The sequence below is a fragment of the Mesotoga sp. HF07.pep.5.2.highcov genome (assembly GCF_003666285.1).
Classification (GTDB): Bacteria; Thermotogota; Thermotogae; order Petrotogales; family Kosmotogaceae; genus Mesotoga; species Mesotoga prima.
The window spans coordinates 1-596 of the sequence record NZ_JFHJ01000275.1; the positions used below are offsets into that span (position 1 = coordinate 1).

Annotated in this window: 1 protein-coding gene; it reads right to left on the reverse strand. The window is 46.5% G+C overall.

Annotated elements, in window-relative coordinates; translation table 11 throughout:
* On the reverse strand, nt 1–596 hold a 596-nt coding region (locus tag BG32_RS05895), incomplete at both ends, for a carbohydrate ABC transporter permease (protein ID WP_147434844.1).

Here is a 596-nt window from a genome sequence, read left to right on the forward strand (position 1 = left end):
GCTTTGCTGAGGATTAGCAGAGGCCAGAGGAAGCTGTTCCAGGAGCCAAGGAATGTCATCAAGCCAAGTACAAGCATAGCAGGTTTAACAAATGGGATTACGATACTGATAAGAAATCTCAATTTTGTGCAACCATCAATCCAAGCAGCATCTTCAAGCTCCTTTGGGATATCGAGCATGTACTGCCTGAGCAAGAATACTCCGAAAGTGCCCCCAAGTCCCGGAAGAATCAGAGAAAGGTAAGAATTCGACAGTCCCATTCCGTTTATTATGAAGAAGTGAGGTATTAGGAAGAGAACGGCAGGGAAGGCCAGGACAGCGACATAAATCCAAAAGATGAGCATACGTCCTCTAAATCTCAATCGAGATAGAGCATAAGCGGCCGGGATTGACAGAACCAGCGTTGCAAGAGTGGAGCTCACCGCAACAATCACACTGTTGAGAGTTGCTCTGATGAGTGAAAGACCACCTGAAGGTGCGAAGATGATCTTGTAGTTTTCTAGAGTTGGATTCTGAGGTATCCATTGAGGAGGAGTTTCAATTACGGCTGCCGCCGTTGATTTCATAGAAGTCGACAGCATCCAGAAGATCGGTGC